This window comes from Lentilactobacillus hilgardii DSM 20176 = ATCC 8290 (genome assembly GCF_000159315.1).
Lineage (GTDB): Bacteria > Bacillota > Bacilli > Lactobacillales > Lactobacillaceae > Lentilactobacillus > Lentilactobacillus hilgardii.
This window is the reverse complement of the sequence record NZ_GG670033.1, coordinates 1-241: the sequence shown is the minus strand read 5'-3', so window position 1 is coordinate 241 and position 241 is coordinate 1. Positions and strand designations below refer to the sequence as shown.

General features: G+C 45.2%; 1 pseudogene. It reads left to right on the top strand.

Annotated features, from left to right (window positions below):
• Positions 1 to 16 precede the first annotated feature (16 nt).
• Positions 17 to 241: pseudogene (locus HMPREF0519_RS13510) on the top strand (AIR synthase-related protein); the annotation flags it as partial.

Genomic DNA, 241 nt, shown 5'->3' with positions numbered 1-241 from the left:
ACTATGATTTGGCCGGTTTACCGTTGGGATTGCCGATCGGGATAAATTATTGAAATCGGATAATCTCCGAGAAGGCGATGTTTTGCTGGGCTTGGCCTCCAACGGCCTGCACTCCAACGGTTTCAGCCTGGTACGGGATATTTTGTTCAAACAAAACCACTATTCACTGGATGAGACATTACCGGGTTGTCAATTGGATCTAAAGCATGAGTTACTGCGACCAACTCGAATTTATGTCAAA